The following is a 24,126-nucleotide window of genomic DNA, read 5'->3' as shown; positions in this document are numbered from 1 at the left end:
ATCTGACGCAATTACAGTAGTACAAGCATTTTGCGTGTGTTTATCATCTAAATTAAAAGCATTAAAAGCAAAAACGTTTTAAATTAAATAAGTTAAATAAGATCCTTGAGCGATCGCTAATTTGGTATTGCATTTGCTATTCTAAAATATACATTGCTGTCTATATTTAGGTGAATTGAATTAATGATCAATGCGGAAACTATTTTATCTGGTTTAATGGGTGTATGTGTAGGTGATGCTTTAGGTGTACCTGTAGAATTTACTAGCCGTCAAGAACGGATGATATCACCAGTAACTACTATGATGGGTTATGGTACTTATAATCAACCTCCGGGTACTTGGTCTGATGATAGTTCATTAACCTTGTGTTTAGCCGCAAGTTTATGTCATGGCTATTGTGTAGATGATGTTGCCAAATCTTTTCTTTTATGGTATACAGAGAACTATTGGACTCCTCATGGTCAAGTATTTGATATTGGTTATACTACACAAGCAGCAATTAACAGGTTTGCCCAAGGTGTTCCGGCTTTAGCCGCAGGTGGTACTAGTGAACGTAGTAATGGCAATGGCTCATTAATGCGAATTTTACCAATGGCTTTTTTATATGAAACTGTATCTTTTACAGAATTAATTACACAGGTTCATCAAGTTTCTGCTATTACTCATGGCCATCTCAGATCACAAATGGCCTGCGGTATTTATATCAGTATAGCGGTGGAATTACTTCAAGGCGCGAACTTACTTACAGCCTACCATCAAGGTATTAACAGCATTCAAAAAATTTACAGTCAGGACAAGTACTCTACTGAAATACATCTTTTTCAGAGAGTTTTGAGTGGTGAAATTGCACAATTACCCATAGAAGCTATATATTCCAGTGGTTATGTTATTCACACTTTAGAAGCTGCTTTATGGTGTATTTTGCATAGTACATCATATTCCACAGCAGTATTAAAAGCGGTGAATTTAGGGGAAGATACGGATACTACTGGGGCTGTGGTTGGAGGTTTGGCGGGAATATACTATGGTTTAGATGATATTCCCCACACATGGATAGAACAAATAGCTAGAAGGCAAGATATTATTAATCTAGCTAATAACCTAGCTATGAAAATCTGTAACGGTTAAAAATTAACACTTAACTACTACACAGATAAAGAATATACCTGACCATCAATTAACAACCTGGTAATTCCCTTAGCTTGTAAATGGTTACTAGCTTTATGTAGCATTTGACTATCAGGAATTTTAATCACGCGATCGCGCTTTGTAGAAAACCTTTTGGCAACACGATGATTGTCAAAAATCGGTAAAGTACGTTGTTGATTTTCTAAAGTAGGAATTTGTCCGAGATCACCAAAGTCTTTTAATGGTCTAGTAATTAACTCAGCAGAGCGATCAATTACTAAATAGCAGGTTTTGGGTAAATGTGCTAGAGACAATGGTAAAACTTGGACAGATGCTTCTCCAGTGGTTGTTTTACGTCTAGTGATGAGTAGTTTGGGAGTTTCATACTCCTCCTCATCAAAGTCTTCCTCATCATCATACAAATCAACATCTAAATCATCATCTAAATCATCAGTATCTTCCTCCAGTATTTCCTCTGCTAAAATTTCTGCAAATAAATTAGCAGTGTTATTCGTGGCCACTGGTTTGGTTTGTCGTGGTTCAATTTTGGGTTTGGGGGTACTAACAACCTGTATACTTTGTTTTGCCTGTGTGGGTTCTGTGGGTTCTGTGGGTTCTGTGGGTTGATGTCTGACAATTTCTAATTCTTTGACTGTAGATAATTTAGGTTTTTCTACTGCCGATGAACGAGTTTTTACTCTTCTTGTCACTACAGATTCAGGCATTATATCTTTTGTAATAGCTGTAGTAGCTATTTCTGGTTCTGAAGCAATAATTGGCTGTTGTACCTCTGGTATGGGTAACTCTACATTACTGCTAACACCACTAGAAGGCTCTAAAACCGGTGTTTGTTGGACTAGAAGTGGTATTTGGTCATAATTGACTTGCGCCCTGCCTTCAGGGGTTCTAGCAGCGCGTTTTAAGGAAACCAGATATTCATACTCTTCTTCCACTAAGGTGCTTTTGAGTAAGCGGCTAATAGTAGAGTTACTCACGCCATAGCGTTCTGCTAAAGTAGAGGTAGTTTCTGCCGTTTCTCGATATAATTTGAGAATTTCTTGTTTATCAGAATCAGTTAGTTTTTTCACTGTAGACACCATTTATTTATTAATTTGTTTTGCGTCCACTTTCTCGACGCTTCAGGCTTAAAGATGCGTTATATCCTAAAATACCACCTATGCCAAATAGTACTCCACTAAACATTCACAAAACCCCAAAAAGCTAAAAGCATAGTGGTGGCTATAATTAACAGTAACACATCCCTGACCATGTAAAATCAGGTAAGGATTAAAACTAGTTGTTTAGTTTTTCTACTAGTTAAGACATCTTTGTTAGAGAGAAAAAAGCCTCATAAAATTTCACATACATCTAGGAGTCTAACTAATAACTACTGCTATGCTTATAAATTTATCTTTCTTTAACCCTTTTCCAGATGATATAACTGTCTGTAGCTTTCTCTGTAGCTTTTAATAATCCACAGGCTTTGCTAGTATTTAGGACTTACGCAAGTGTCACACTAAAAAATCTGTTCAGTGGGTGCGTCAGATATCAACAATTTGGTTATTTACATGATTTATACTGTATAACGTGGTTGGTGAACTTGTCGAACCACACCCTACTAATGTGCCAGTTGCGTAAGTCCTGGAATTATCTGATAAATATTGTCAATATTCATATACATTATACTTAAATAGACAGTTATAAGCAGGCAGGATGCCTGCGCTAGTTAATTAAATGGAATTAGGTTATTTTCCCTCCTGTAAAGTAGTTACTAAGTCATAAAAAGGTTGCCAATTATCTACTTCTGTAATTTGCTCCCATACTGACTCAATTACAGGTCTTAATAATGCGGTTTTGGGATTATAATATCTGAGATTTTCCGCAACTTGTTCTATTTTTTCTATTGGTAAATTATTGAGAATTTGATGATATAAGAAACACCAATTATCAAAAATTTCTGACTTACCAATACCAGGAAAAATTTCTGATTTACTCATGACTAAAGCCTGATCATCTCGCCAATTTATATCAAAACTATTGGCCATTTCATAAAAGAATTGATGATATCCAACTTGAGTTTCATGCAAATAAGTCAGAGTTAAACTTAATAGATGATCAACTTCATTAATTTGTAAATTAGCTAAATTAGCAAAACCTAACTTCTGCAACATTAAACGCCGATATTCAGCTTGATAATATTCTCCAAATTTAGATAAACTTACATCTAAATCATTTTCATGAATTATCCCTTTTAAGGTTTCTTGTAATAACTCTAAATTTAACTTACAAATTTCGGGTTGTTGACTGTAACAATAACGTTTATAATAGTCAAAATATGCTGCTGTGAAATACAGGTCGTATGTGGTAATAAACCCATAAGGACCGTAATCAAAACTTTCTCCAGTAATAGACATATTATCAGTATTTAACACTGCATGACAAAACCCTGCTGCCATCCATTGTGCTACTAACTCAGCTACTCTTTTGACTAATTCAGCATAAAACAAAGCATATTTATCTTCTAGTGCATCTTGGGAGTTATGCAAATGGGGATAATAAATCTCAATTACATGATCTAATAATTTCTTAGTTAAATCAGGTCTTTGAATATAATGCAATCTTTCAAAAGTACCAAAACGAATATGAGATTTACTCATTCTGATCATGACGGAAGATCGAGTAGGAGAAGGTTCATCTCCACGCCATAAATTTAACCCTGTCTCTACCATACTTAAACAGCGTGAAGTCCTCACTCCTAAACGATGTAATGCTTCTGCTGCAAGCACTTCACGGACACCACCCTTGAGAGTCAGCATTCCATCACCTCCGCGAGAATACGGAGTTTTACCAGAACCTTTTGTCCCAAAATCGTATAATTGTCCGTCTGTACCCCTAACTTGTCCATAGAGGAAGCCTCTACCATCTCCTAATTGGGGGTTATATTGACCTAATTGATAACCATGATAACGCAAGGCTAAAAAGGGTTCACGTCCTTGAAATTTACCAAAAGCATTAATAAAATCCTCATCTTTGACAAATCGGGGATTAAGTCCTAATGTGGGTAAGATCGCATCATTACGCCACCGTAAAGTATGTTGAGGAAATTGTTCTGCTATAACTTGATCATAATATTCATTACCTAATGATTCTATAGCAGGTTCATACTTTAGCGTTAGGAGGGGGTTTTCGGAATTGATATTATTTGCAGTTTCAGTTATATTCATTGGTGATGGGTAATTGGTGATTGGTGATTGACAATGGCAATAAAATATAAATTATTATAAATTATTTTTTCTGGTAACTTCTAAACATTGTACTGCCAATGAGGATTTATTAAACTTGTGAGAACGTGATCTTCCCATTTTCCATTAATCATTAAATAATCTCTAGCATATCCTTCTACTACAAAACCTAGTCTTTTTAAAACATTACCACTACGTTGATTATGGGGCATATAATTAGCCATAATGCGGTGTAAATTCAAATCTTGAAAAACATAGTTAATAGAGATAGTTAAAGCCTCCGTCATATAACCGTGAGATTGTGCTGATTCTGCTAAACTATAACCTAAATTACAAAAATAAGCAACACTGTAAATGAAATTGTTGAAATTGATTGTACCAATGATTTTTCTAGGTTGCTGTTTTTGATAAATAAACATTTTTAAAGAACTCTTATGGATAAATTCTAAAAAACTAGTTTCTACTTGATAATGCCAATATTCTTCAGTGAAGAAATTATCAACCCATTGAGGGTAAAAAGGTGTTAAATATTGTTTATTTTCATGAAAATATTTCACAATATAAGGTACATCCTCTAAAGTTGCCATTCTCACAAATAAGCGATCGCTTTTTAAAATTGGTGGTTCAGAAATCATCATTTTCTCAATAACTAATTATGACTATTATGGCGATTTTTTGACTTTTAGTAATTGCTATTTTTAGCTACTAGCGGTAATTTCTAGGTTAGAATTTTTAGCTATAATTTCCATAAATTTTCATATCGGTTATACTAATTTGACATTAAACCAAAATCTCTACACAAAGGATAGTAGCAGTGACAATACGTTATGATTGGCAAACAACGGAAATATTAACAATATATAATACACCATTGCTAGAATTAATTTATCAAGCAGCTAGTGTACATCGTCAATATCATCATCCCCAACGGATACAAGTTTGCAAATTAATATCCATTAAAACTGGTGGATGTCCAGAAGATTGTGGTTATTGCGCTCAATCATCGCATTATAAAACAGAAGTGAAACCAGAAGCACTGTTAGAAAAGGAAACGGTGTTAAATATTGCTAAAATTGCTAAAGAAACGGGAGTTAGTCGTGTTTGTATGGGTGCAGCATGGCGTGAAGTGCGAGATAATAGACAATTTGAGCAAGTGTTGGATATGGTGCAAGGTGTCACCTCTATGGGTTTAGAAGTATGCTGTACATTAGGAATGTTAACAGCAGAACAAGCACAACGTTTAGAAAATGCTGGATTGTATGCTTATAATCATAACTTAGATACATCAAGAGAACATTACAGTACCATCATCACAACTAGAACTTATGATGATCGGTTAAATACCATTGCTAACGTAAGACAAACAAAGGTAACAGTATGTTCTGGTGGTATTTTAGGATTAGGCGAAACAGTAACGGATCGTGTACAAATGTTACATACATTATCCAATTTACAACCCCACCCCGAATCTGTACCCATCAATATTTTATCCCAAGTCGAAGGTACACCATTAGAAAATCAGCCAGATGTTCCCATTTGGGATATAGTGCGAATGATAGCTACAGCTAGAATAATCATGCCACAATCTGATGTAAGATTGAGTGCTGGAAGAGCAAGACTATCTTATGTAGAACAAGGATTATGCTTTATGGCAGGTGCAAATTCGATTTTTTCTAGCGATGATCAGAAAATGCTGACAGTAACTACACCATGTCCTGATTATGATGAAGATCGGGAAATGTTAAACTTATTGGGTTTAGAAATGCGCCCACCATTTCAAAAAGAGTAAATACAAGTAGTAAATAAAAAATGTAGCATCTGATAATCATTTAATAATTTGTAAACAGGGAATAGGGATAAGGTAATGGGTTAGCTATTATATAAGTATATATCTTGATATATATTTACAAGTACAGAATACAAATACACGAGAATAAGCAATAATTTTTAAGAAATTTTATTGCTTATTTGACCATAAATTAAGGCATTATAACCAATTTGGGCTACATACTATTAAGAAAGACTTAAAAAGCCACTTTGAATTAGGTATGATGCATAAGTGGTTAATAATTGAGAATCAATTTTAGGACAAACTACTCCACTTCCTGTTAATGCTTCTAAGGTTTCTGCACAACTAATAATAGGTCTTTTATCTTGCAAATACAAATCAGGAACAGTTAATTGTTCATCGGACCAACGTTCTAATAAAAATGGACGCAAAGTATAGAAAGGGTTTTCAGGAGATGTGACATTATTAACTAAATGCTTTTGCCATTCTTGATAAGGAATCATTTTAATATGAAAAGCAAAGGAACGTATCCACTCAACTAAATACTTTAAGGAAGCGGGTTGAGGATGTTGTAAATTAAAAGCCTTGCCAAGAGATTTTTCTTGTGTTGATAGATAAACAATTGCTTTACTCACATAATCAACTGGAGACATATCTAACATATAATTTACATCAGGAAAATATCCCATTTGAAAACAACCTTTTATCATCAAATTAAGGAAATCATCAGGATTACAAACTCCTGTTTGACTGTCTCCAGCAATTAAAGGTGGTCGGTAAATAGTAATAGGTAATCCTCTGTATCCAGCAATTTTTACTAACTTTTCGGCTACCCATTTTGTTTGAGAATAACCTAAAAATATTCCTTCCCAATGATTAAATGCATCCTGTTCTTTTACGACTTTACCAGCATAAAAAGGAGATTCAAAAACGGCAATACTAGAAACATAATGAAAAAGTTTAGTTTTAGTTGTACAAGCTAAACGTAAAATTTCTTGAGTTCCTAAAACATTAGCGGGTTTTAATGCTGAATAGGGATATACATAATTGAGTAAGGCAGCACTATGATAAATAGTATCAATATTAGCTGCTAAATTGGCAAATTCTGCTGATGCAATTCCTAAAAATGGTTCTGCTAGATCACCAATTATGGGAATAATTCTCTCTTGGTACTGATCATCCCAAATTGCATAGTTTTCTAAGTTTTTGACTAATTTATTTTTAGCTTCTGAGATATTATCAGCACGAACTAAACAATAAATTTTAGCTACAGTTGCTAATAATAATTCTTTGATAATGAATGCAGCTAAATATCCTGTTCCGCCAGTGACAAAGATATTTTGAGGATGAGTAATTGAACCAGTATAATTACCAATAGGTTGAATAGTTGGATCAAGAATAGCTTCTGCACCTAAATCCAATAAAGAAGGTGTATTAATATTATGATTGCTTATTTTATCAATATGTTGTAATTCAGAATTATCTTGATATTCTTCTGCTAATCTGTCAGATAAATCAGCTATATTAGGATAGTTCCATAACAAAACAGGAGAAGGTTGAAATCCTAATAATTTTTCTAATTTACCAATAATCATCATGGCTTGAGTAGAGTCTAAACCATAATTTCCTATATTTTCTTTCACATCTATTTCTTCTGGAGATAGTTCCACAGCTTCAGCAAGATTAGATACTAGAAATTTTTGAATATCTTCTGCTGTATATTGTTGTGTTAAATTCATTATTTTTCTCTAGTTTTGAAAGTAATGATGTTGATTATAACTTTATTGTCTGATATTCAATAATCACTGAATTTAGCAACTATTAAATCACTAATTATTCATTAATTATTCATTAATTCTTCATGATTCATTGCTGATGTCAATATTCCAAGTTTTAGCGCGTTCGTTGAGGATTTCCATTTTGGTTTCTAATGTTCTGAGTTTTCTAACTATTGACATTTTGGTTGATATTGATAGTATTCTTCTGGTAGTTTTAATCCTTGAATTTTTAAGTTGTGAATACGGTATAAGTAGGCTGCACCTTTCATAATTTGATCTGCAATATCCACCACTTGCCGATTTTCTGGATGGGCTAAATAGGAGTTTTTTACCCAATTATTAAAGCTACCTATAGCCGGTCCACACCAAATTTGATAATCCATTTCTCTTCCTGGTTCTCCATTATTTGACCATCGGGAAGATAGTCCTAAATACCAACGAAATATTAAGGCCATTTGCACTTTAGGATTATTATTTGCTTTGGCTAATTTTTCGGGGTTACGTTGTGTTAAATATTGGGTTGTTTCTTGCCAAATTTCTGCTATTGGTTTGCGGAATATTTGTTTTTCTAGTTTCTCTTTTTCAGTGGTAGGAATTTCGTGAATAGAGTTATATTTTTTGTATAATTCTAATAGTTTTTGGGCACGAATTGGGAAGAGTGTTCCACGTTTTAAGACTTGCAATTTAACTCCCATTTCAAACATATCTGCTGCTGGTGCCATCATCATATCTGTGATTTCTGCTTGGGATAATAGTTGTTTTGTGTGTTCTGATGTCCCTGCTTCTATGCAGGCTTGATTGATAGAACCTGTGACTACGTAAGCCGCCCCTAACATGAATGCTGCTAGGGCTGATTGGGGTGTAGAAATGCCTCCAGCTACTCCAATTCTTACGGGTTTTTCATAATTATATTTACCTTGAATTTCGTCTCTTAATTCTAATATTGAAGGTAGTAAACAAACTAAGGGACGATTATCTGTATGTCCTCCTGAATCTGCTTCTACTGTAATGTCATCTGCTAGGGGAATTTTCTCAGCCAAGGAGGCTTGTAATTCAGTAATTAAACCTTGTTGCACCAGATGTTTAAGAGTTTTTGTGGGTGCTGGTTGTAGAAATTTAATTGCTACTTCTCGACGGGAAATTTTGGCGATGATTCTATTTTTGATTTCAATTTTATGGGCTGAATTTAAACTTAGTCCGGCAGCACGATAGTATACTAAATTGTCTGTTATGTCTAAAAATGCTGAGGCTTCAATGATTCTAATTTGATGTTGTAAATATAGTTCAGTTAGTCGGCGTTCCATGATTGGTTCGCTAGGATTATATAGCAGGTTAAAAGCATAGGGCTGATGATGTAAAGATTTTTGAATACGATGAATGGCTGTTTCTATGCGAGATAATGATAAACTTCCTGCACCAAAACTACTTAAAATGTTTTGTTTACCTAATGCAATGACCATTTCTTCTGAGGCTATTCCTTGTGCCATTGCACCTGTTTTATAGGCGTATTTGACTTGATAAGTTTCTAAAAAGTTGGCATCTCCTAGTTGATTTAGGCTGATTTTTGGGGCAGTAATTAATAATTCTAAATAGCTATTTTTGCCGTTACTTGTGTAGGCTACTTTGCCTTGATTGGTAACACCAATTTCCCCATTATTTCTGACAATAAAGCAAGGATGATCTAGGTTCATCAGTTTATTTTTTATGTTGATGGTATCGAAGGCTATGGAATTTGATTCTCCTTGCCATGTTTGGTGATTATTGATGGTTAATTCAGAAAATTGCAGTTGTTTATGATTTTGTTGAAACATATTTTTAGGTAATGGGTAATTGGTAATCTTGATTACTGATAGCTATTTGATTTTTTTGGCTTCTGCTGTTGCTTGTTTATAAAATTCTAGTTGTTGTTGCAAAAACAGACTAATTCTTTGCAGTGATGTTTGACGATAATGTAATAAAAATGCGTGTGATTTGGCAATATGTAAATGATTATCAATTAATTTTTGATAATGCTGTTCTTGGAAGTTATGTAAATGCAGAGGAATAGATTTAAGATTGCGATAGTTAGCTACGGTATTGGCGGAGGTTTCTACTAAAGATGGTTGGTTATGATAGATGAGATTTTGATGGGAATATAAGGGTGATAAATCTAATTTTACTTGATGACTCAAAAGTTTAGCTAATGCTTTAATTATGGAGGTGTAATCATCTACTCCTCTTCTATTTAAAGATATAGCTATATGTTCTTTATCTTTGAGAATTTCATCAATCCAGCGTGTACAATTACTACCAACTCCAACTTCAATAAATACTCTGATGTTGTCATTATAAACACGGTTGACTAGTTCAGGAAAATCAAGGGTTTTACATAGACATTTGGCAATATTTTCTCCTACTAAATTGCTATCAATTGTCATTGGTGCATATTCATAAGCGGAATAAAAGATAGTTTTTGAAGGTTGTGTAGGTAAGGTGTTTATTTTCAGGAGTTCGGGATATTCTGATGCCATTGGTGGACAATGGATGACGTGATTAATTGATGTGGGAAAGGCATCACAATTGAGTAGAGAAATTACTTTCTTACAGGCTTGAGTTTCACCTCCAATAATTACTTCTTGAGGGGTATTAATTAATGTTATGTAAACCTGTGATTGAGTTTTAAGGATTTCTCTAACCTCTTCTGGTGAACAAAGGAGAATATAATTACTCCAAAATTCTGTATATTGTTGATTATGAATTTGAGGTAATCCCCAATATTGACGAACTGTATTTTTTGGACCAGAAATACGGGTTTTAAATAAGGAGGATGAGTTGAGATAATCACTGGTATTTTTAAAGTTTGTCCATACTCCTTGGGCTAACATCATACTGATTTCACCTAAGCTATATCCAAAAGCATAAGGCGATTGAATTTGAAAATAATTTCTCAGAATTGCAGTGATTAATCGGGCAAATACTACTTCTGATTCTAGCATGGAAACGGGATCATCTATTAATTTTTGTTCGATGATTTCTAGTTGTCTTCTTGATAGTTTACTGATGCTGCGAGGATAGAGTAATTTTTCAATTTTGGCAACACGATCATAACCTGTTTGTATGATCAAATCATCATGAAGTTCGGGAAATAAACGAAAAAGTTTACGTCCTAATCCTATATAAGATGTAAAAGCGCCAGGATAAACAAAGGCTATTTCTCCTATTTTTCCTTGGGGTTTAATGGTAAAATAACTGCCTGATGGTGTTTGCCAATCTTTGTGATGATCGAAGGCTATATTTACTCCTTGGATGGCACGTTCAATTTCTTTAGTTAGTTCTTGGGGATGACGTGCAACGATGGCTAAAATATGTTTTGATTCTTGGTTTTTTTGGAAAATTTTAAATGTTTGATTTGCTAGTTTACCCAAGGAAAATGATTCGGGTATTTTGTGTTCTAATGAGGTGATTTGTGATAATAATTCGCTGCGGTTATTACCTGCGATCGCAAATAAATAATATGGTGTTTCTTGCAAATAATTGCTATTATACTGTATTTGTATTGGTTCTTCTGACAAAATTAAATGTCCATAGGTATGATTTTCTTCATCTTTCTCGATAATATTAATTGCAGCAGTTCTTTTGCTAACATGAGGTTCTAGAAACCAAGGACGAGATTCTTGGGGAAGATAAAATGGACTATTTTCCCAAATTTCTGTTTGAGGATTAATCTCAGATTCAACAACGCCAGGAATATAATGATGATATAAACATAATGCTGTTTTTATCACACTAAATATGGCCGATTTACTATTAATATTTCCCAAGTTAGCTTTTACCCAACCTACAGCACAATTGTAGGTTTCATTTCCTTTTTGATAAGCAGCTATTAAGCCTAAAATTTCTATTCGATTTAGTGGTATAATTCCACTATTTACTACTTCTAAATAACCGATTTCTCTCGGTTCAATTTGTGCTATTTCTAATGCTTTCTGACAACATTTAATAATTGATTCTTGAGGATTAGTTGCATTGTCACTATGCTCTTTTGTGTAACTAATTACATCTAATGAAGCATATATAAGATTATTTCTTTTTTGCGCTATCTCATAGAGTTGTAATACAATTACGCCAATACTGCTAGTAGTTGCTGTTTCATTTTCTAGGTTAATTTCTGCTAGTAAAACAGTGTTAACTTCTTTATTTATTAATAATTGCTGACTGCTAAATAATGCAGATAAGATGGATTTTTCTTGGATAATTATGGTGAATTTATGAGAGATAGATGGAGATGGTTCTTGATAATTTCCTGATGGAGAAATAAGAACTAATCCTATTTTACTGTCTGATTTAATTTTGGCTTTTCCTAATACTTGTTTAAAAATCTGCTGTGTTAAAAATTGCGTATGTTGAGAACTTTTTTCGGTTGTTTTCTCTGTTTCATAAATTAGCCTTTCTAAACTATCTAATGTTTGGTAATTGTCTATAAAACAATCCATACCTACAATAGCTAATTTGATATTTTTAGCATTTGTTTCCATGATTATTCTCCATGATTTAAACCACTATTTGCAATTAAATTATCTGAGAATTAGATCCCCCAAAAGGGGGATCTAAGATGTTTATGTCTATTGCGGATCACAAGTACATAATTATCGAAGTTCAACAACATTTACTGGTAAAACATTTGCTTTTGCACCAATGATCCGATTATAAATTTTACCTTGATTATTGTGGGTAATTACGTTAGCTGTAACTGCGGATTCTGTTTTACTAATTACTTCACAAGTGACATAAAATGTCTCATTAAAGGGAACTTTTCTAAACTGTTCAAAGGTTTTCATTTCTGATGGTAAATATCCAATTTGATGGAAGTATTGTGCCCATATCCATAGTGCATGAATCTGGACATCTGCAATAAAAGGATTAAAGGTTTGTAACCAAAATTGTCCTTGTTGTTTTTCGGTTACTTGTGGTAAGCAACATTCAATGGTAATGTGTTTTTCACTAGCATTTAATACTGATTTTACTCCCTGGAATGTTGCACCATGAAATAAGCTAGAAGCAGTTTTTTGATATAGTCCTTGGTTGATTTGGGCAAAGGTTTGATCCTGCTTCAAGTTAAGATTATCATATTGCAATACTGCGGTATTTTGTTGTTTTAAAATCAGATTACTACAGAAGTGATATCTGATTTTACCTGTAGGTGTTTTACTACTAATTTTAACCGCTATTTCTAGTTCTTTTCCTATTTCTTGATTGTCTGTTTTTCGCAGTTCCTGTAATTCTAGGATGTATTCATCTGCTAGGTTTAGATCAAAGATTATGCCTTTTAAAACTTTGAAGTTATAACTAGCAAAAGTATGAAATCCTGGATATATTTGTTCACAAATATTAGCCATCCAAGATAATCCACAAGTAGCAGGAAGTACGGGACAATTAGCAATAACATGATCTAGCAAAAATGGGTTTTCTGCTAATGTTAATTTGCGGGTAATGCGATAGTTCTTTAATTCACTATCTAAGGAGAAAGGAATGTAATTTAATGGACTACCAATGACGATTTGTGGTGTATCTAAAACAGGATTTTTTAGTTCATTAACTAATTTGCTGGGTCCTATTTCTAGAGGAATAGTGTTAATTCCTCTTGCTTGAAATGCCTTTTTTAATTCTGCTGATACCATCCCAGTTTCCCAAGGTCCCCAGTTAATAGCTAGGGTATGACAATGGGGGTAATTATGTTTGATAATATGGGCAGTTTTATTGAGAATTTCGTTAGCGATCGCATAATCTGTTTGTCCTGCATTTCCATAAAATCCCACGACAGAAGAAAAGAGAATTAAATGTTTTAATTGCGTTAATTCTACACATTGCAGGAGGTTTTCTAAACCCTTAACTTTCGCACCATAAACTGTTTCAAAATCTTCAACTGTTTTATTTTCAATGCGTTTATCTGCTAAATTTCCAGCACCATGAACTATACCTGTAATTTCTCCAAAATCAGCGATATTTTTCCTAATTTTAGCCGCTAATAACACTCCATTAGTAACATCTACATTTACATATTTGACTTTTCCTCCTGCTTGTTCAATTGCTTGCAACGTTTGATTAATTTCTTTCTGAGAAACAATTTTTTGATAGTGTTTTTGGATAATTATTGGTGTAATATTTTCTCCTCTTGCTTGAAAATCTGCTAAAATTAACTTTTTCAATTCCCCTTCTTGATCACAATTTTCTGCCCAAGGAGGTAATATTTCCACAGCAGAACGTCCTAAAAGAATGAACTTACATTGATATTCTTTGGCAATTTTGATCACACATTTAGCTGTAATTCCTTTTGCACCACCACTAACTAAAAATACATCATCTTTAGTAATAGTTAATGATTGGTTACTAGTTAATACTGTGGGAGAATCTGCAACTAGAGTAACTCTTTCTTGATCACTATATCCTACCTCTTGAATCAACAAATTAGGATCATGAATTTCTGCAAGAATATGTTTGATTGATGTTTCTGGATCTAAATTTGGACTTAAATCTAAACTACGGCAAAATACCTTGTCCCATTCTTGATTAAGACTCTTGGTTAATCCTAATAATCCTGCACCAATAACACCAAAATTCTTTGCTTTATTGGTTTTATTGTCTGTTTTTCCTAGTCCAAATTGTCCATCTAAACGTACCACATTAATAAAGCAACTTCTAGTTAAATTAGCAGCTTTATTTAATGGTAATTGCAGATATTTGGCAATTAAAAACACCTGCAAAACAATAGATTTTTCTAGTTTTAAAAAGCGTACATTCTCCCAATGATCACTACTTTCAATAATTGGATGGAGATGAATAAAAGCACCTACAGAACCATAATTATCTGCAATGTAGTTTAATTGTTGTTTTAAAGTTTCCTCATTCCAATCACTTAAAATTACTCTATCTATGCTTTCAGTAATATTTGATTGCATAGCAGGAAAACTTAAAACTACAGGTTTCCAACCTTTTGCTTTGACAGTGACAGCTAATTTTTCAGTAGTAAAACCATCATCAGTAATTAAAATAATGTGGTTTTCAGGTAATGAGAAATCTAAGAAATCAGGTTCAGTAAGTGGTTTTAATCTCGCTACATTTCGCAGGATATTATCATTACTTTCTTGATGACTATCCTCTATATTTGTGCTTGTTTCTACGTTGACTAACTGGGTAATTCCTAACCCTTGATGTTTGATAAATTCAGTAATTTCTGCTAAAGTTCTTAACTCCCCAAGTTCTTCAGGATTGGGTTTATGTAAATCAGGATAAAGTTCTAATAAACCTCCTAAAATTTCCATTCTTTTAATAGAATCAATTCCTAAATCTGCTTCGATATCCATAGAAAGTTCTAACATTTCCACTGGATAACCTGTTTTTTCACTGACTACATTTAAGAGAATATCACTGATATTTTCAGGTATTTCTACAATTTTAGAAACAGGAACTTCAACTAATATTTGCTCTGAAGAAATGTCTACAGTAGAAATTCCTAACTCTGAATTTACTGTTAAACTATCGGGAAAGAAATTACCTGAATTGTTAACTAAATTGTGGATATATTCAGCAATTTCGCCTAAAGTTCTTAACTCCCCAAGTTCTTGATGATTAGGTTTAGGTAAATCAGGATAAAGTTCTAATAAACCTCCTAAAATTTCCACTCTTTTAATAGAATCAATTCCTAAATCTGCTTCAATATCCATAGAAAGTTCTAACATTTCCACTGGATAACCTGTTTTTTCACTGACTACATTTAAAAATGTTTCATTCAAAGTAGATATATCTATCTCAATGGGAGTTTTTTCTACTTCTGAAACTTCTGAAACTTCTGGAACTGAACTAACAAAATTGAAGCTATCAGTAAAATTAAAATTGTTCTCAAAGGAAGCAGAAAGACTAATTCCTTGATTTACTAAGTTAGCAGTTTTCAGCACAGGGGAATTAGTAACATCTTGTGAAGAATTTTGTGAAGAATTTAGTAATTGATAATGTTCTTCCACTAATTGAAAATAATTTTGAGTACATTCCTGTTGATATTTAAGATATTCTTCATGAATACGAATAGTATCACTTTGATGTTCATGTAACTGCATCATATTAGATGCTGAATTAGAAATTACTAATTGTTTAATTTGTTCTTGCTGCTGATTAAACTCACTATTTTTTAATAATGAATAATGTTCCTGCATTAATTGAGAAAATGCTTTGGTATATTCTGCATGATTTTTTAATGCCTGTTGATGAATTTGCACAATTTCATGTTGTTGCTGATGAAATTCTCGGATTAATTTATCTAAATTATCCAGAATTGGATCAGCATTTTCTATCTTATTAACCTCATTTATTTGATTAACTTTTGGAACTTCTTGCACAACTGTTTGAGCATTAATTCTATGTCCATTTTCTAAGGCTTTAGCAAAGGCTTTTTGTGATTTTTCATTAATATTTGTGCTGTTTAAACAGACATTTAAAACTCGATTTTGCTGCACTTCAGGAATTTGATTAACGACTTGATAAGGATCTAAATTTTTTAAAGATAATCCTGCTACCTGTAATTGAACTACTGCTTCTCGTAAACTAAAATCACTATCTTTCCGTGCATTAGGATTAACTGCAATAGCAATATGAGGTTTATTTTGCAGAATTTCTTTAACTAAATTTGTGAGAACATTTTTGGGACCAAATTCTACAAATATATAACCACCAGCAGCATAAATATTTTCAATTTCCTGCTGAAATAACACCTGGTTTAATAATTGTTCTTTGAGGATTTTCTGCATCGCTTGTGGTTGCTGGGGATAACAACTACCAGTAACATTACTATAAACAGGAATCGCTGCTTCTGTAAATGTTACCTTTTCAATAGCTTGAGCAAAAGGTTTTTGAGCATGGGCAACTAAAGGAGTATGAAATGCCGCTGAAACTCCCAATAAAATAGTAGTAAAACCTTGATTTTTCAGAAGATAATCAACTTTATCAATCTCCGATTTTTTACCAGCTAATACTAGTTGTTGTGGTGAATTTTTATTAGCAATTACCAGTTGTGAAAAGTCTTTAACTATGTCCATTACCCGACTAATATCACCTTTTACCGCTAACATTGCTCCAGCATCCAAGGTGGGATTTGGTGGGGTGGCCATTGCCTGTCCTCTAGTTTTAATTAAGAATAAATAATCTTCTTCACTTAATACACCTCCAGCCCATAAGGCGGTAATTTCTCCAAAACTATGCCCGGCTAAAAAATCAGGCTTAAAGCCTGCCTTTTGCAATATTTTATATAATCCTGCACTAAATATACCGATAGCTGGTTGGGCATATTCTGTTTTTTGCAAAGTTGCTATTTGCTGTTGTTTTTGTTGTTGATTAAATGCTGGATTTGGAAAAATAACTGTGGATAATGACTGTAAACCATCGGCAGATAAAAGGTTATCTATGTGAGTGTATGTTTGACGAAAATCAGGAAAATTAATTACTAATTCTCGTCCCATTTCTAAATATTGTGAACCTTGTCCAGAAAATAAAGCTACTACTTTTCCTGTGGTTTCTATTCCTGTTTTTCGGTAATAAATTCCTTTGGGATGTTCCCAGGATGTTGTTGTTAATTGTTTTGGTAAATTGTCAATGATTATTTGCAAATATTCTTGAAGTTGAGCTAAATTCCTAACTACAAAACCCACTCTGGCATAGTTATTAGGAAGTTCTTGATTTTGACTATCAATTAATAATTGTTGATAGTATTTTTGTTGATAATTTTGTTGATTTGCTGCTGTTAATTGTTGGTGAATATTTTGACAGCGAGATAATAATTCTTGGGGAGTTGGTGCAGATAAAAGTATTGTTTGTGGAGTTTGATGTAAGCGATAAGAATGATGATGTTCATGTTGATATTCTTCCAAAACTACATGATAATTTGTACCACCAAAGCCAAAAGCGCTAACTCCTGCTCTTCTTGGTTGACTGGGATGAGTTACCCAAGGCCGGGTTTCTGTATTCAAATAAAATGGCGAGTTTTCAATGTTTAATTTAGGATGAGGTTGAGTTACGTTAATGGTAGGTGGTAAAACTTTGTGATGTAATGATAAGGCAATTTTAATCATACTAGCTGCACCTGCGGCTGCTTTAGTATGTCCTATCTGAGATTTAACTGTTCCTAATGCAATATGTTGTTTTTGCGGGTTATTTGTGCTAAAAACTTCCCTAATTGATGCGAACTCCGTAGGGTCTCCTACCATTGTTCCTGTACCATGCGCTTCTATTAAGCCTACGGTGCTTGGTGAAAATCCGGCATCTGTATATGCACGAACTAAAGATTTAATTTGACCCTCAGCACGAGGAGCATAGATACTTTTATATTTACCATCGCTGGAAGTGCCAATACCTTTAATAACTGCATAAATGCGATCGCCATCTCGTTCTGCATCTTCTAAACGTTTTAACACTAACATCCCTACTCCTTCACCTAGCATCATCCCATCAGCATCAACATCAAATGGTTTAACCTTATCCCCAGGAGAAACAGCGGGAGTTTTGCTAAAGCACATATAGGCGAAAATAGAGTTATCCGTATCTACGCCACCAGTCAACATCATATCAGCACGATATTCAACTAATTCACTCACAGCCATTCTTAGCGCACCTAAAGAACTAGCGCAAGCAGCATCAACGACACAATTAATACCACCAAAATCAAAGCGGTTAGCAATGCGTCCAGAAATCACATTTGCCAACATTCCAGGAAAAGCATTTTCTTCCCATTGCACATATCCACTTTTAATTTTCTCAATAATTTTTTGAGTATCTTCTGTTGATAAACCACTACTTTTTAAAACTTTTTCCCACACAGGAAATTGCAATCTTGCACCCAGAGGAACAGCTAATCGTCCACCAATTGCTACACCTAATATTACACCAACTTTCTCTCGATTAAACTCACGATTATTACCATAACCTGCATCCTCCATGGCGTGTTTTGCCACCAACAAACCCAATAACTGAGAAATATCTGTCACCTCTAAAATGTTAGGTGGTAAGCCAAATTCCATCGGATTAAAATCAACATCTGGCAAGAAACCACCGCGTTTACAATAGGTTTTATCCTCTGCTTTAGGATTAGGATCATAATAATCTTCAATATTCCAACGAGAAGGAGGAACATCACGAATACAATCTATTTTGTCTAAAATATTCTGCCAATATTCCTGCAAATTACGAGCTTCAGGAAATATACCCGCCATACCAATAATTGCTACATTTGTTTTCTGCAACCTATGATTAATTTCATGCAATCTCTGACTATTTACAGAATTGATATTTGGAGAATTATCAGACATATTTTACTTCACCTTTATTAGCTCTAACAGCATCTCTTCACAATTGCTAATATCATCTTGCAATTGTGCTAAAATAGTTTCAATTTTGGTGGCCGCAGCTATGACAGTATCTTCACTAGTTCAATAGTGGTAAAATAGGGTAAAATAATTAAAAGTAATTAGGTAACACCAGCAAAAATTAGATAATGTTCACACAATTCTATGGTTCAATAAAAATACCTTTTGGTGACTACTTTATAACAACTTATACGCAACTTCTGCCCAACTTAAAAAAGTTCTGCAAATAAAATTGATAAATTCGTATTTTGCGAAATATTTACTTATCCAATATATTCATTATTATCTGACTTGAAAACAAAATTACCAAAGTTGCATATAAATTGCATATAGTCATAATAGTAGTGCAGGCAAGATGCCTGCAACAGCTATTAAAAAATCAGCCATCTTTTTGAATTGCAATGAATCTATCTCCAGACATATTTTTAACTAATTAACATATTGATCATCAAAAAATATATCTAAAAGTAGAAAAATAAGATTTATTTTGCAAAAAAGTTTTAACTTCATCAAAACTCTGAGATAATCAATAACATGATTTATGAACAATGATTTTCCATAATTAAATAAAATCGTCATACTATATTCATAAATCAAATTGTTGCATAAGGGTTGAAAATCAAAAATAATCCATCTATTATTAATGATTGAAAACAGTAAGCATTTAGCAGTCAGCTATCAGCAAAAGGCTAAAAAAAACAGAAATATAAGCTTAATGAAAGCTGAATGCTTACTGAAAACCATAAACAAAGACTGGTGTTTTCATCAGATTAATGGTAATTGATAATAGGTTAAATAAAGGATAAATTAACCAAATCACCTGATATATCAAATTATCAAACTATCTTTTGTCAACATCACCAACCAGTAAGGTGTATCCCACAATAAACAACTTCTTGATCTTTGTTGATTTTAGCAGAATGCTAATAAAACCGTATTGCAAAATATAGCATTTGCTAGGTAATTCAGGTATAAAAGAGTAAATTTTACTGGTAGTATCTGACCCAGGTAATAACTAGCTATAGAACTTCAAGAAAACGAGCTATACACAAATTATAAGGGCTTGCTGGTATGAGATTATCTGATTTAGAGCCACTCATTCCATTAAATGAGTTACGAGAAATACTCCTCAAATTACCTAAAGGTTACTCATTTTATGAAGATGAATTGGTAGATTTTTTATCAAAAAGAAGGTGGCCAGAAAGTAATCGTCGTATTGATAGAACCACTTTTTGGCGCTGGAGAAATGATAATAATATCGAACATCAAAAAATATTTAGTCGCTTGGATCTTCTGAAACTTTGCCAAATTTGTGATCACTATCGTATAGATGGAACACGCAATGAATACTTGGCAATTATGAAGAAGAAAAAAGAAAAAGAGGTGGCACTACAAAAATAGTTACAAAATCTCTAGTAGGGTGCGTCAGAAAATAAAAATTGCTACTTTTCAGAAGTGATTCTGACGCACCTCACAAACTTTTAATATTCATCATCAACAAAATTACTAATTAATCTAATAATCAGCAAATTAATAATTAACTGAAACCTATGGTACACAAATATAAACAGCTATTAGATAAACCTGTAAGTTTGTGGACAATAATATTAGCAGGTACGGGAGTTTTATTAAGTAGTATATTATCTGTATCTAGTATTTCGAGATTTTGTAATAAATTCAAAATACCTGTTCAATTAACATCTAACAAAGTCAATAATCCTACTAATAAAGTTAGTACACCCCAAATTAATACTGTTACTGCTTTAGGACGTTTAGAACCTCAAGGAGAAGTAATTCGTCTTTCTGCTCCTAATTTACAAGCAGGAGTGAGAATTGATAAACTATTTGTTAAAAAAGGAGATATAGTTAGTCAAGGACAATTAATCGCAATTCTTGATAATTATAATTCTCATTTAGCAGCATTAGAAAAAGCTCAACGTCAAGTAAAAGTTGCCCAAGCGAGTCTTAAACAAGTGGAAGCTGGAGCTAAAAGTGGCGATATTTCTGCTCAAAAAGCAACAATTGCTAGATTAAAAGCTGAATTGCGCGGGGAAATTTCCACTCAAAAAGCAACTATTAATCGTTTAGAATTTGAACTAAATAATGCAGAAATAGAAAATAAACGTTATCAAAAATTATATCAAGATGGAGCGATCGCTGCCAGTGATGCTGACACAAAAAAACTACGTCGAGATACAGTAAAACAACAACTAAATGAAGCTAATTCTCGTCTTAATAGCACTATAGAAACCTTACAAAAACAATTAACAGAAGCTGAATATCGACTTACTAGTATTCAAGAAATTCGTCCCACAGATATACAACTAGCTCAAGCTAATTTAGAAAGTGCTAAAGCATCTGTAAAACAAGCCCAAGCTGAATTAAATTTAAGTGCTATTGATTCACCAATAAAAGGACAAATTCTCAAAATTCATGCTTGGCCAGGGGAAATAATTAGTAATAATGGCATACTAGAATTAGGTCAAACTCAACAGATGTTAGTAGTAGCAGAAGTCTATGAAACGGATATTAAAAAAGTTCGTTTAGGTCAATCAGTGATAATTACTAGTGATGCTTTTATGGGAAAATTAAAAGGTACAGTGATAGATATTGGTTTACAAGTTGGTAAACAAAATATCTTTACTAATAACCCTAGTGCAGATACAGATAATAAAATTGTTGATGTCAAAATTCGCATTGATAAACCACAAGATAATCAACGGGTTTCCAATTTAACTAATTTACAGGTACAAGCATTTATTCAAATATTGTAGGTTGGGTTAAGGAACACAAACCAACATCTACAACTGCAATTTTATTATTAGGAATAAAAATATGATTTTAAATATACCTTTACCTTGGTTACAATTAATAAAACAAAAGGTACGCTTTTTAGTAGCATTGGCAGGAATTGCATTTGTTGCAGTTTTAATGTTTATGCAAATAGGTTTTCAAGATGCTCTTTATAACAGTGCTACCCAAGTACATAATCATTTACAAGGTGATTTATTTATTGTTAGTTCTCAATATCAATCTTTAACCTCTAATCAAAGTTTTCCCCGCAGTCGTTTATATCAAGTTTTAGGTTTTGATGGTGTGGAAAATGTTGATCCTTTATATGTCCAATTCGCTAAATTAAAAAATCCTATTAATGGTCGAAAATATCCCATTTATGTCTTAGGATTTTCCCCAGTAAAGTCCATCTTTAAACTACCAGAATTACAACAAGATTTTAAATTATTAACAATTCCTGATCAGGTATTTTTTGATCGCTCATCCCGTCCTGAATTTGGACTTATTGCTAGTGATTACAACCAAAATAAACCAGTCAATATGGAAATATTTAGTTATTTAGGTACTGTTGGTTATAAAGTTAAAGTTAGTGGTTTATTTAGTCTTGGTCCTTCTTTTGGTGTAGATGGTAATTTAATTGTGGGTTCTTCTACCTTTATGAGAATTTTTCAAGATAGGGTAGCTAATAAAATAGATATAGGTTTAATTCATATTAAACCAGGTTTTGATCCTGAAAAGATTTTAGTAAATCTCAAAGCTAATTTACCTCCAGATGTAATGATTATGAATCGTCATGATTTTGTAGAATTTGAAAAAAGATATTGGACTTTAAGAACCCCTATAGGTTTTGTATTTAATTTGATGGTAATTATGGGTTTTGTAGTTGGGGTAATTGTGGTTTATCAAATTCTTTATAGTAATATCTCTTCTCATTTTGTGGAATTTGCTACTTTAAAAGCTATGGGTTTTAAAAATAAATATCTTTTAAATGTGGTTTTTCAACAAGCATTAATTTTAGCTGTCTTAGGTTATATTCCCGGTTTTGCTATTTCCTTAGGACTCTATGATGTTGCTAAAGATGCCACTAAATTACCAATTATTATGGACACACATAAGGCATTTTTAATTTTTGTTTCTGTCATTCTTATGTGTTTAACTTCTGGATTTTTATCCACTAATAAGTTACGCAATTTAGATCCCGCAGAAATTTTTAATTAAAGTAGTGCAAGCATCTTACAAGCATTTTTTCAACTTACAACTTAATCAAAGGTAATCAATTATGAATTACTATAGTAATGATGCCATAATAAAAATTACTAATCTTAATCATTATTTTGGTAATCATAAATTAAGAAATCAGACATTATTTGATATTAACTTAACTATTTATCCAGGTGAAATTGTGATTATGACTGGACCATCTGGTTCAGGAAAAACCACTTTATTAACTTTAATTGGAGGCTTACGTTCTGTACAAGAAGGAAGTTTACAGTTTAATGGTCAGGAATTATATGGATGTACAAATCAGGAATTAGTGCAAATACGTCGACAAATTGGCTATATTTTTCAAGCCCATAATTTGCTAGATTTTTTAACAGCGATGCAAAATGTGAAAATGTCCCTAGAATTGCAAAAAAATATTTCTCAATCACAAGCTCATCAAAAATCAGAATTAATGTTAAATGCTGTAAACTTAGCACAGAGAATGAATTATTATCCTGAAAATTTGTCTGGAGGACAAAAACAACGGGTAGCGATCGCTCGTGCTTTAGTTAGTGATCCTCAATTAGTTTTAGCTGATGAACCTACCGCAGCTTTAGATAGTAAGTCAGGTAGAGATGTAGTTAATCTAATGCAGCAATTAGCTAAGGAACAAAATTGTACTATTTTGATAGTCACTCATGATCATCGCATTTTAGATATTGCTGACAGAATTATTAATATGGAAGATGGTAGATTAATTGGTGATTAGTGATTAGTGATTGGTAATAGCTGACCACTGACAGATGATA

12 protein-coding genes and 1 pseudogene are annotated in these 24,126 nt (G+C 33.0%); 6 read left to right on the top strand and 7 right to left on the bottom strand.

Translation table 11 applies throughout. The annotated features are described in order from the left end of the window. The first annotated feature begins 183 nt into the window (after window positions 1-183). The gene (locus H6F32_RS02055; protein WP_190367678.1) at window positions 184-1,128 is read left to right on the top strand and encodes an ADP-ribosylglycohydrolase family protein; all 945 of its coding nucleotides are present in this window, start codon (window positions 184-186) and stop codon (window positions 1,126-1,128) included. Between the two features lie 17 nt (window positions 1,129-1,145). On the opposite strand, the gene H6F32_RS02050 is transcribed toward H6F32_RS02055, so the two are convergent. The 3 genes from H6F32_RS02050 to H6F32_RS02035 all read right to left on the bottom strand — a co-directional run bounded on the left by H6F32_RS02050 (window position 1,146) and on the right by H6F32_RS02035 (window position 5,005). Continuing rightward, window positions 1,146-2,216, bottom strand: coding sequence for a transposase (locus tag H6F32_RS02050; protein ID WP_190367677.1), 1,071 nt, complete (start codon window positions 2,214-2,216; stop codon window positions 1,146-1,148). Between the two features lie 657 nt (window positions 2,217-2,873). After that, window positions 2,874-4,352 (bottom strand): YdiU family protein, encoded by a 1,479-nt coding sequence (locus tag H6F32_RS02040; RefSeq protein WP_190367676.1) that lies wholly within the window; start codon window positions 4,350-4,352, stop codon window positions 2,874-2,876. 80 nt (window positions 4,353-4,432) lie between these two features. Beyond that, window positions 4,433-5,005, bottom strand: a complete 573-nt coding sequence (locus H6F32_RS02035; RefSeq protein WP_190367803.1) for a GNAT family N-acetyltransferase — start codon at window positions 5,003-5,005, stop codon at window positions 4,433-4,435. 179 nt (window positions 5,006-5,184) lie between these two features. On the opposite strand from H6F32_RS02035, the gene bioB reads away from it, so the two are divergent. Next, window positions 5,185-6,159, top strand: coding sequence for a biotin synthase BioB (gene bioB, locus H6F32_RS02030; protein WP_190367675.1), 975 nt, complete (start codon window positions 5,185-5,187; stop codon window positions 6,157-6,159). 224 nt (window positions 6,160-6,383) lie between these two features. On the opposite strand, the gene H6F32_RS02025 is transcribed toward bioB, so the two are convergent. From H6F32_RS02025 to H6F32_RS02010, 4 genes and pseudogenes are all read right to left on the bottom strand, one after another. Further along, on the bottom strand, window positions 6,384-7,898 hold the full coding sequence (locus H6F32_RS02025) for a thioester reductase domain-containing protein (RefSeq protein WP_190367674.1): 1,515 nt from the start codon (window positions 7,896-7,898) through the stop codon (window positions 6,384-6,386). A gap of 209 nt (window positions 7,899-8,107) precedes the next feature. Then, complete coding sequence (locus H6F32_RS02020; RefSeq protein ID WP_190367673.1) at window positions 8,108-9,748, bottom strand: PfaD family polyunsaturated fatty acid/polyketide biosynthesis protein; 1,641 nt, start codon at window positions 9,746-9,748, stop codon at window positions 8,108-8,110. A 42-nt stretch (window positions 9,749-9,790) separates the two neighbouring features. Continuing rightward, window positions 9,791-12,451: a PfaB family protein gene (locus tag H6F32_RS02015; RefSeq protein WP_190367672.1), complete on the bottom strand. Its 2,661-nt coding sequence runs from the start codon at window positions 12,449-12,451 to the stop codon at window positions 9,791-9,793. Between the two features lie 111 nt (window positions 12,452-12,562). Continuing rightward, window positions 12,563-19,366: pseudogene (locus H6F32_RS02010) on the bottom strand (SDR family NAD(P)-dependent oxidoreductase). A 1,026-nt stretch (window positions 19,367-20,392) separates the two neighbouring features. Between H6F32_RS02010 and H6F32_RS02005 the strand changes: the two are divergent. The 4 genes from H6F32_RS02005 to H6F32_RS01990 all read left to right on the top strand — a co-directional run bounded on the left by H6F32_RS02005 (window position 20,393) and on the right by H6F32_RS01990 (window position 24,086). Next, the gene (locus tag H6F32_RS02005; RefSeq protein WP_190367671.1) at window positions 20,393-20,722 is read left to right on the top strand and encodes a hypothetical protein; all 330 of its coding nucleotides are present in this window, start codon (window positions 20,393-20,395) and stop codon (window positions 20,720-20,722) included. 149 nt (window positions 20,723-20,871) lie between these two features. Then, window positions 20,872-22,095 (top strand): ABC exporter membrane fusion protein, encoded by a 1,224-nt coding sequence (locus H6F32_RS02000; RefSeq protein WP_190367670.1) that lies wholly within the window; start codon window positions 20,872-20,874, stop codon window positions 22,093-22,095. A gap of 61 nt (window positions 22,096-22,156) precedes the next feature. Continuing rightward, window positions 22,157-23,332, top strand: a complete 1,176-nt coding sequence (gene devC, locus H6F32_RS01995) for an ABC transporter permease DevC (protein WP_190367669.1) — start codon at window positions 22,157-22,159, stop codon at window positions 23,330-23,332. Between the two features lie 61 nt (window positions 23,333-23,393). Beyond that, window positions 23,394-24,086 carry a DevA family ABC transporter ATP-binding protein gene (locus tag H6F32_RS01990; protein ID WP_190367668.1) on the top strand — a complete coding sequence of 231 codons (693 nt, stop codon included), beginning with the start codon at window positions 23,394-23,396 and terminating at the stop codon, window positions 24,084-24,086. Window positions 24,087-24,126: the final 40 nt, after the last annotated feature.

Origin of the sequence: Anabaena sp. FACHB-1237 (assembly GCF_014696225.1) — a bacterium.
Lineage (GTDB): Bacteria > Cyanobacteriota > Cyanobacteriia > Cyanobacteriales > Nostocaceae > FACHB-1237.
The sequence above is the reverse complement of the archived record's forward strand: the minus strand, read 5'-3'. Positions and strand labels throughout refer to the sequence as shown.

What these genes read in the sequence shown, in the direction of transcription:
- H6F32_RS01990 (WP_190367668.1), top strand. Translation starts at nt 23,394, where the DNA reads ATGAATTACTATAGTAATGATGCCATAATAAAAATTACTAATCTTAAT.
- H6F32_RS02040 (WP_190367676.1), bottom strand. Translation starts at nt 4,352, where the DNA reads ATGAATATAACTGAAACTGCAAATAATATCAATTCCGAAAACCCCCTC.
- H6F32_RS02055 (WP_190367678.1), top strand. Translation starts at nt 184, where the DNA reads ATGATCAATGCGGAAACTATTTTATCTGGTTTAATGGGTGTATGTGTA.
- devC (WP_190367669.1), top strand. Translation starts at nt 22,157, where the DNA reads ATGATTTTAAATATACCTTTACCTTGGTTACAATTAATAAAACAAAAG.
- H6F32_RS02015 (WP_190367672.1), bottom strand. Translation starts at nt 12,451, where the DNA reads ATGGAAACAAATGCTAAAAATATCAAATTAGCTATTGTAGGTATGGAT.
- H6F32_RS02020 (WP_190367673.1), bottom strand. Translation starts at nt 9,748, where the DNA reads ATGTTTCAACAAAATCATAAACAACTGCAATTTTCTGAATTAACCATC.
- H6F32_RS02005 (WP_190367671.1), top strand. Translation starts at nt 20,393, where the DNA reads ATGAGATTATCTGATTTAGAGCCACTCATTCCATTAAATGAGTTACGA.
- H6F32_RS02035 (WP_190367803.1), bottom strand. Translation starts at nt 5,005, where the DNA reads ATGATTTCTGAACCACCAATTTTAAAAAGCGATCGCTTATTTGTGAGA.
- H6F32_RS02000 (WP_190367670.1), top strand. Translation starts at nt 20,872, where the DNA reads ATGGTACACAAATATAAACAGCTATTAGATAAACCTGTAAGTTTGTGG.
- H6F32_RS02025 (WP_190367674.1), bottom strand. Translation starts at nt 7,898, where the DNA reads ATGAATTTAACACAACAATATACAGCAGAAGATATTCAAAAATTTCTA.